7 protein-coding genes and 3 tRNA genes are annotated in these 8,166 nt (G+C 47.0%); 4 read left to right on the top strand and 6 right to left on the bottom strand.

The window, feature by feature from the left end; all coding sequences use genetic code 11:
- Positions 1–75: 75 nt before the first annotated feature.
- Complete coding sequence (locus tag FHW36_RS29835) at positions 76–948, bottom strand: SMP-30/gluconolactonase/LRE family protein (protein WP_145675126.1); 873 nt, start codon at positions 946–948, stop codon at positions 76–78.
- Between the two features lie 140 nt (positions 949–1,088).
- Between FHW36_RS29835 and FHW36_RS29840 the strand changes: the two genes are divergently transcribed.
- Both FHW36_RS29840 and FHW36_RS29845 read left to right on the top strand, forming a co-directional pair.
- Complete coding sequence (locus FHW36_RS29840) at positions 1,089–2,072, top strand: DUF2157 domain-containing protein (protein WP_145675128.1); 984 nt, start codon at positions 1,089–1,091, stop codon at positions 2,070–2,072.
- Positions 2,056–3,225 carry a hypothetical protein gene (locus FHW36_RS29845; RefSeq protein WP_145675130.1) on the top strand — a complete coding sequence of 390 codons (1,170 nt, stop codon included), beginning with the start codon at positions 2,056–2,058 and terminating at the stop codon, positions 3,223–3,225. Before FHW36_RS29840 ends, FHW36_RS29845 begins: the two co-directional genes overlap by 17 nt.
- A gap of 131 nt (positions 3,226–3,356) precedes the next feature.
- On the opposite strand, the gene FHW36_RS29850 is transcribed toward FHW36_RS29845, so the two are convergent.
- The 5 genes from FHW36_RS29850 to FHW36_RS29870 all read right to left on the bottom strand — a co-directional run bounded on the left by FHW36_RS29850 (position 3,357) and on the right by FHW36_RS29870 (position 6,548).
- Positions 3,357–3,429 (bottom strand) — tRNA-Gly (locus FHW36_RS29850).
- 103 nt (positions 3,430–3,532) lie between these two features.
- A tRNA-Gly gene (locus FHW36_RS29855) sits at positions 3,533–3,605 on the bottom strand.
- 226 nt (positions 3,606–3,831) lie between these two features.
- Positions 3,832–5,058, bottom strand: coding sequence for a PepSY-associated TM helix domain-containing protein (locus FHW36_RS29860; RefSeq protein ID WP_145675131.1), 1,227 nt, complete (start codon positions 5,056–5,058; stop codon positions 3,832–3,834).
- Between the two features lie 167 nt (positions 5,059–5,225).
- The gene (locus tag FHW36_RS29865; protein WP_145675133.1) at positions 5,226–5,426 is read right to left on the bottom strand and encodes a hypothetical protein; all 201 of its coding nucleotides are present in this window, start codon (positions 5,424–5,426) and stop codon (positions 5,226–5,228) included.
- A 102-nt stretch (positions 5,427–5,528) separates the two neighbouring features.
- On the bottom strand, positions 5,529–6,548 hold the full coding sequence (locus FHW36_RS29870; protein ID WP_145675135.1) for a glycosyltransferase family 2 protein: 1,020 nt from the start codon (positions 6,546–6,548) through the stop codon (positions 5,529–5,531).
- Between the two features lie 119 nt (positions 6,549–6,667).
- Between FHW36_RS29870 and FHW36_RS29875 the strand changes: the two genes are divergently transcribed.
- Positions 6,668–7,816, top strand: coding sequence for a sensor histidine kinase (locus FHW36_RS29875; RefSeq protein ID WP_145675137.1), 1,149 nt, complete (start codon positions 6,668–6,670; stop codon positions 7,814–7,816).
- An 80-nt stretch (positions 7,817–7,896) separates the two neighbouring features.
- A tRNA-Leu gene (locus FHW36_RS29880) sits at positions 7,897–7,983 on the top strand.
- The last annotated feature ends 183 nt before the right edge of the window (positions 7,984–8,166 follow it).

Genomic DNA, 8,166 nt, shown 5'->3' on the forward strand with positions numbered 1-8,166 from the left:
TTAAAAAGTCCATTCCGCCTGCAAATATACTAATAAAACAGCAGAATACCGTGAAACATCAATATGTAGAAATAATTAATACTTAAAGTACCTGACAGGCATGCCTTTAACAGGAAGATGCACGTGAAACACGCTGCCACTCAACGGATACTTAGCTACCTCTGCCGCCGTCATGTGTTCCCGTGCCGTCGTAATCAGCATCTCATTCCCATTTGCCCCACCGAAAGCACAAGACGACACATGCGGCGCCGGCACCTCCACCTTAGCCAACAACGCTCCCGTATCCGGATGCCAGCAGTAAACACCACTACCGCCCCACTGCGCTACCCATAACATACCATCCGCATCTATAGCCATACCATCCGGCCAGCCCAGCTCCTTGGGCACCTTTACCGCTATACGTGTAAACACAATTTCTCCTGTTTGTTCATCATAGCTGAATTCCTGTACCGTTCCCGTATGCGTATCGTTGTAATACATTTTATTCTCTCGCCATACCAGCCCATTGGAAATGGTAACACCCCGCAACTTTACTACCGGCGCCTGTTTACCGGTAATACAATACAACGTGCCGGTACCTTCTGTGGCCGGCATTTGCATGGTACCTATCCACAAACGACCCGCCGGGTCACACTTCCCATCATTACAACGCAGTTGCTGCTCCCCGTGCAATACCGTTATCAAAGGCCCTACGCCATGCTCCGGTGAAAAAAATGCCACCCCTTCTTTCAACCCCACCAGCAACTCATTACGGCCGGCCACCGGTACCAGGGTACTTACATAAGTGCCCGCATCAAAGGCTTGTTGCCGGCCGGCAACATCTCTCAAATAAATCTTATGCCCTAATATATCTACCCAGCACCAACTGTTTCTTTCGGGCCACCAGCAAGCTCCTTCTCCCAGTTCGTCGGGCAATGCAACCAATAATTCTGCCTGGTACAATTTCATATAACGTGTTTCGTGTTTTGTAATGCGTTTTATTCACGCCTGTTCCGCTACAGGACTACATCACAATATATACTTTTATGTACTGATATCGTATATTGCAGCTATTATGATTGCCAATTACCCGCTCTTTAACTCCAATTATGAACATTAAAGTATTTGAAAAACTCCATGCGGAAGGACTGATCAACGATACTGCACTGGAAGCTGTAAAAAACAGCGAAGCGAACCGCCTGTTTTCCGTTCACTGGGAAATCAAAACATTGCTGTATCTCGGCGTATTACTACTCAGCGGTGGCCTCGGTATCCTCATTTATAAAAATATAGATACCATTGGCCACCAGGTAATCCTGCTGATCATCGGCGTGATCTGCGCCGGCTGTTTCGGTTACTGCATCCGGCAAAAGGGACCTTTCTCCTGGCAACAGGTAAAAGCGCCCAACGCCTTTTTCGATTATGCGTTGCTGTTAGGGTGTCTTACTTTTGTGTCCTTTATCGGGTACCTGCAGTTCCAGTACAATACCTTCGGCACGGCTTACGGACTGGCCACTTTCATCCCCCTGACCATACTTACATTTAGCGCCTACTACTTCGATCACCTGGGTGTGTTATCGATGGCCATTACTAACCTGGCCGCCTGGATGGGCATTGCAGTAACGCCTTTCCAACTGCTTTCTGCCAACGATTTCAGCAACGAGCGCATGGTGGTCACCGGTGCACTACTGGGTGTATTTCTTTTGCTGCTGGCGAATTTGTCCGGCTGGAAAAATCTCAAAAAGCACTTCGCCTTTACGTACCAGAACTTCGGCGCTCATATTTTTTTCATTGCCTGCATTGCCGCTACGTTTATATTCGATTGGCAGTGGCTCCTGTGGCTTGGCGCCATGATGCTGGTGGCTGTTTACATTTTCCGGCAGGCGTTTAAAGAAGGCTCTTTCTACTTTGTGTTGATCACCGTATTGTATGGCTATATCGGTTTAAGCATACTGGTAGGACGTTTACTCCTTGCCTCCCAGGATATTGGCGCCATATATATTGGCCTGTTGTACATGATTGGATCCGCCATCGCCGTGATCCTGCTCCTGATTAACCTCAACAAAAAAATGAAACATGCTCGCGTACAATAACGATACCCTCAACAATCTCGACATAAAAGAGGAAGCGGAAAAAGCGCTGCGAAAAGACTGCATCGATGCAGCTACTTACCAGGCAATTACTACCGCACATCCGGTCAACTTTTATACGCCCAATCCCGTTATCAGGGCCGGGCTGTTTATTCTCACGCTCATTGTGGTTAGCCTGTCGCTGGGATTCATGACCCTGGTATCGCTGACTGCAATGAAAGATGAAAAAAACTTTGGCGGCCTCTGTATATTCGCCGCCCTGTTGTGCTATGGGGCCCTGGAATTATTTTTACGGGAGAAGAAATTATTCCGCGCTGGTGTAGATGATGCGTTACTATGGTGCACGGTATCGCTCCTGCTAAGCAGTCTCGCTATTTACGGTACAGATTCCACGCTTACCTGGAGCCTGGCAGTGTTGGCACTAACGCTCACGGCTACACTCCGCTTTGCGGATATGGTGATGGCCGCAGCAGCTTTCCTGGCCCTATTGGCACTCGTGTTTGTACTGGCACTTAAAACAGGCGTCGTTGCCAGAACGGTAATCCCGTTTTTAATCATGGCGTTCTCCCTGCTTGTTTATTATGCCTCCAGGAAAGGAATCATGCAACCTGCCTGCAAACATTACCGCGCTTGCTTAACAGTGGTATCGGTACTTTCCTTATTGACATTATATTTAGCGGGCAACTACTTTGTTGTACGGGAGTTGAGCAACGAGCTGTTCGACCTGCAGTTGCAGCCAGGACAAAGCATTCCCGCCGCATCGTTCTTCTGGGCGTATACGGTGATAGTACCCCTCGTATACCTCTATCTCGGTATCCGCAAAAAAGATACGATCCTGTTGCGTACCGGCATGATATTGCTGGCCGCCATTGTCTTTACCATTCGTATATATCACAGTGTAATGCCGCTGGAAACGGCCATGGTATTAGGTGGGTTGGTGTTAACCGTAGGCGCCTGGGCCTTAATCCGTTACCTGAAAGTACCACGCCACGGCTTCACTTATGAAGAAGACGCAGATCCTTCCCTGGCAGATAAACTAAAAATTGAGTCGCTCATCATTGCGCAAACCTATGCGCCTGTTGCCCAAACACCGGGGAACAATATGGATTTCGGCGGTGGCAGTGGCGGCGGTGGTGGCGCCTCCGGCGACTATTAAATAAACGTTTTTTCACATAATAGTAAGGGGGGCAAAGGAATGATGTTTCCTTTGCCCCCCTTTGCTATCACTTATAGGCGCCTATGGGCATAAAAAAGCCTGATTGAATTATTTTCAATCAGGCTTAAAAGAGCGAAAGACCGGGCTCGAACCGGCCACCCCGACCTTGGCAAGGTCGTGCTCTACCAAATGAGCTACTTTCGCATAGTATTAAGAACTTCGGGACCTGTGTCACATCAACGGATCATCAACTTATGACGGATCAATCACCGGATGTTTATATTCGTTTATCCCTCACGAATATCAGAGCGAAAGACCGGGCTCGAACCGGCCACCCCGACCTTGGCAAGGTCGTGCTCTACCAAATGAGCTACTTTCGCAGGTATTAAGAACTTCGTTATTTTAAGATCTTTTCCGACTAACCGCATCCGTTCGTTTGCTTTGCCCGGCGGCGTTTTCGTTGGGATTGCAAAGATAGGAAACGGACTGAAAACACAAAATTTTTTTTCAAACTTTTCTTAAAAAACTTTGCACGGAAAGGTATAACAACTTCCTGAAACACAATACAGTGGAGCATTTACAACGAAAAAGTAGAACACTTTTTATTTACATCATGTCCGTAACAGCGGCTTCACGCACTACCACCGTCTTCTTTTTCAACTTCCTCCGCCGTCCCCACCAGATGTAAAAGCCCGTTACTGGCAAAGAAGCACAGATAAAACTGATAACGAAAGCCAGGATCTTCCCCGGTAATCCGGCAATGGCCCCCACGTGAATATCGTAGTTCATGTCTATTAATCGTTCTCCCCGGTTCTTATGCGCATCATTGCGTCGGCCCAGCAACCTGGCGTTGTATTGGTCAAATTGCAACTCATCCGCTCCGTAATACGTTTCTTTCCCCTTGTATCCGCCAATCAGGTTAACCCCTTTTTCTCCCCTGGCCGGATATATAAATATACGGCGGGCGCCTTTCAGCATACCCTGCGCCTGCCCGAATGCCGCGTCCAGCGGATCTTGCGTAAGGGTAACCGTGCTTTTCGCCGACTCCTTTAGCGCTCTATCGGGGGGCGTGATGGTACCTGCAGCCGCCACATAAACAGTAGCCTGGAACCAGGTAAATGCCCATACCATACCCGTTAGCGCAATCACCAGGGCGATAATCAACGCATAGAAACCCAACACGTTGTGCAGGTCGTAGTTCACCCGCTTAAAACTGGCCTTCCACTTAACTTTAAAACTCTTTTCCCGGTTAGCTTTATTCCACTTTTTGGGCCACCACATGATCAAGCCGGTGATCAGCAACAACACGAAAATGAAGGTGCTCCAGCCTATAATGGGCTGCCCATAAGGCGTATTCAGCAACAGGCTCCAGTGAATGGCCTTTACAATGGAAAAGAAATTGTGTTTATAATCGATCTTACCTGTTACCTGACCGGTATAAGGATTCAATAAAACCACATCGTAATATTCCACCCCCCCAAAATAGGTCAGTGCCGTATCGTTGCCTTTATAAGCCATAAATTCCCAGGCATGATCCGGGCGGGTATAGGTAGTAATGTTCAGGATAGATTTATCGGCCCCCAGGGCCGCCTGGGCTGTCTTTTTCAGCTCGCTCAACGGAAGCACCGGCATTTGCTGTGGAGCAACAAACAGCTGCTTTCGGTAATAGTAATCATTGATTTCTTTCTGGAAAACAAATAAACAGCCGGTTACGCTGATGATAAGCACAATCAGGCCCGATCCCAGGCCCAGCCAGAGATGTAACTTATCTACTACAATACGGAACCTGGATTTGGACGATTGCTTCTTTAATTTATCTGTTCGCTTAAACATATTACTTCCGCCGGGCTATATCTGCGGGAGATGCAAAAGTCTGGCTAAAGCCATATAAACAGGCATCGGATCGGGAAATTCATTTACGCAATAGGGAAATCCCCCGGAATAAAAAAACCTCCACCGGAAACCGGTGGAGGCAGGATAATTATGTTGAAGCAGTAGCTTTACTTATATTTTGGATTATACAGTGTACTTTCCTGCACCTTTACATCTGGCTTACCTTGATATTTGTGTTTGTAAAGATTATAGCAACCACCCAGCATGAAAGCTATAAAACAAAACAATTGCACGTAAAAAAGCCAGCGGGAGCGGGAAACCTTATCTAAGGTAATATCATTCTTATTTTCTACTGTTTTCTGTTCCATAATCAGTTTATTTCCGGTGCAAACCTACATAATATTTTGAAATTTTCGAATTTTCCCCGGCAGTAATTTTAAGCTAGTAGGATCTTTCCCCGAAACCCGCTCCTAGATCAATTCCGAGAATTTCTTACGCCTTAAAAAATAGTAGCGCCAGATCATAATACCATGAAACACCCCGGTCATTTTCATCAGTTTCATTTCCGGTAAATGATCCTTTTTCACATAGTTACGACGCCAGCGGTAGTAATCGCGGTAAGCCCGGTAGATGGCTGCCATATCCTTCGGTTTACCGGCTACCAGGCTTTTTACCGCCGCCAGGATATCCAGGAAGAAACGCTGTACCAGCACAATCCACCGGTCTTCGCTATGCAGGTTTTTCCACAGCATCATGAGGTTATTCCGGAAATTGAGGTACAGCTTGCGGGGATTTCCCTGTGGCAGGCTTCCACCGCCTACGTGAAATACAGTCGAATCCGGGCAATAGCAGATACGGTAACCCGCCCGCTGTAAACGCCAGCAAAGGTCTACTTCTTCCATATGGGCAAAGAAGTCGCGGTCAAAGCCGCCCATCTGGTGGAAACATTCGGAACGGATAAACAACGCTGCGCCGGTGGCCCAGAAAATATCACTGGCATTATTATACTGCCCGTAATCTTTTTCCACGGTATACAAAATACGCCCCCGGCAAAAGGTATATCCCAGGAAATCCATCCAGCCGCCGGCAGCACCGGCATACTCAAATTCGTCTGGCTGCAGGTAAGCCCTCATTTTAGGCTGACAGGCCGCAATCCGCGGATCTTCCTGCATAAGGGCCACCACCGGCTCTATCCAGCCGGCTTCCACCTCCACATCCTGGTTCAGCAACACGTAAATGTCGGCCGTTACATGTTGCAGGGCATCATTATACCCCCCGGCAAAACCGTCGTTACGGGCATTGCGGATCACCCGGATCCGTGGATAATGCGCTTCCACAAACGCTACACTGTCGTCGGTAGAAGCATTGTCTGCCAACACCAACTGTAAATTGCCGTAAGTGGAACGGCAAACCGACGGCAGAAACTTCTCCAGGAAAGCCTTTCCGTTCCAATTTAAAATAACAACTGCTACTGATGGCAATACTGGCAACTGATATGACGTTTATGCGTGAATAATTATTTTTTGAGATGCAAATATGCAACAAAGGATTTTAATATTTGCCAATCATTACAGAATCAGGAAAGCCGAATAAGGCTTAAATTAGGAGTATGTTTAAACAGTTTATAGGATGGAAGTTTGTACTGACCAGCGTAGCAGTGCTCATTATCGGGACCACCATATGGTTCGTCAGTAATCTGTCGAAAAACATCCAGGACGAAGAAAGAAAAAAAGTGGCCACCTGGGTAGAAGCCAACCGCGAACTGCTGCGGTCCGAAACAGATGCCAACTTAAACCTCGCTATCGATATCGTTACCAACAATACCACTATCCCCCTGATACTGACCGATGAAGAAGGAAAAATACTGGATAGCCGCAACTTCGACTCCCTAAGGATTGTACAGGATCCCAATTACCTGCCCCAGGAGCTCAAAGCCTTCAAAAAACAACATCCCCCCTTTATCATGGAGGTCGACGCCAAACAAAAACTGTATAACTACATTTATTACGGCGACTCCCTCATTCTCCGGCAAATCCGCTACTATCCCTATATACAACTGATTGTAGTAACCCTCTTCATTGGTATCGTACTTTTCGCCCTTTCCAGCACCAATCGTGCCACACAAAACCAGGTATGGGTAGGCCTCGCTAAAGAAACGGCCCATCAACTGGGTACTCCCCTGTCTTCCATGGAAGCCTGGCTGGAAATATTGCGGGAAAATGAAGCCAATACCACCATTGCAACCGAACTATCGAAAGATGTAGACCGTCTCAAACTGATCACCGACCGTTTCTCCAAAATAGGCAGCGTGCCTAAGCTGGAAGAAACGAATATCGTTACACAGATCGAAAACATGACCAACTACATCCGCAAAAGAGCTCCTCAGAAAGTACAACTCCAGGTACACAGTATGGAGGAAGAACTCCCCGCCATGATATCTCCCCCGCTTTTCGACTGGGTGGTGGAAAACCTGCTGAAAAATGCACTTGATGCCATGGAAGGCAAAGGGAAAATAGATATCTCCATAGAAAATCACTCTACTTTCATTACCATCGATATAGCCGATACCGGTAAAGGTATCCCTAAAATGAACTTCGAAAAAGTGTTCAAACCCGGATTCAGTACCAAAAGACGGGGCTGGGGCCTGGGCCTTTCCCTCGCCAAACGCATCATAGAAGAATATCACCGGGGCCGGCTATATGTAAAGTCCTCCGAGCTGAATAAGGGCACCACCTTCCGTATCGTACTGAGGAAATAGCGAGCCTTTCAGAAAAATATGAATAAATAAATTTGCTTATTTCAAAAAAGCCGTTATTTTTGCACCCCATTCTACCAGATGCGAAGGTGGCGAAATTGGTAGACGCGCTACTTTGAGGTGGTAGTGCCTGAAAGGGCTTGGGAGTTCGAATCTCCTCCTTCGCACCAAAGGCGAAAAATTACTTAAAAAGTGATTTTTCGCCTTTTTTCATTCAATAGATAAACTAATAAATTATCCCATCAAAAAGGCATCTATAGGATCAAGTTGAAAAGTTGGGGAATTAGGCATAAAGTTTATATAATCTAAACAGAAAGAATTCTACATCCCGTACCCCTCGAAGAGCGTTTCTA

Source organism: Chitinophaga polysaccharea, assembly GCF_007829335.1.
Classification (GTDB): Bacteria; Bacteroidota; Bacteroidia; order Chitinophagales; family Chitinophagaceae; genus Chitinophaga; species Chitinophaga polysaccharea_B.

Excerpts from the sequence above, each read along its gene's own strand:
- FHW36_RS29835 (WP_145675126.1), bottom strand. The coding sequence starts at position 948 with ATGAAATTGTACCAGGCAGAATTATTGGTTGCATTGCCCGACGAACTG.
- FHW36_RS29840 (WP_145675128.1), top strand. The coding sequence starts at position 1,089 with ATGAACATTAAAGTATTTGAAAAACTCCATGCGGAAGGACTGATCAAC.
- FHW36_RS29845 (WP_145675130.1), top strand. The coding sequence starts at position 2,056 with ATGCTCGCGTACAATAACGATACCCTCAACAATCTCGACATAAAAGAG.
- FHW36_RS29860 (WP_145675131.1), bottom strand. The coding sequence starts at position 5,058 with ATGTTTAAGCGAACAGATAAATTAAAGAAGCAATCGTCCAAATCCAGG.
- FHW36_RS29865 (WP_145675133.1), bottom strand. The coding sequence starts at position 5,426 with ATGGAACAGAAAACAGTAGAAAATAAGAATGATATTACCTTAGATAAG.
- FHW36_RS29875 (WP_145675137.1), top strand. The coding sequence starts at position 6,668 with ATGTTTAAACAGTTTATAGGATGGAAGTTTGTACTGACCAGCGTAGCA.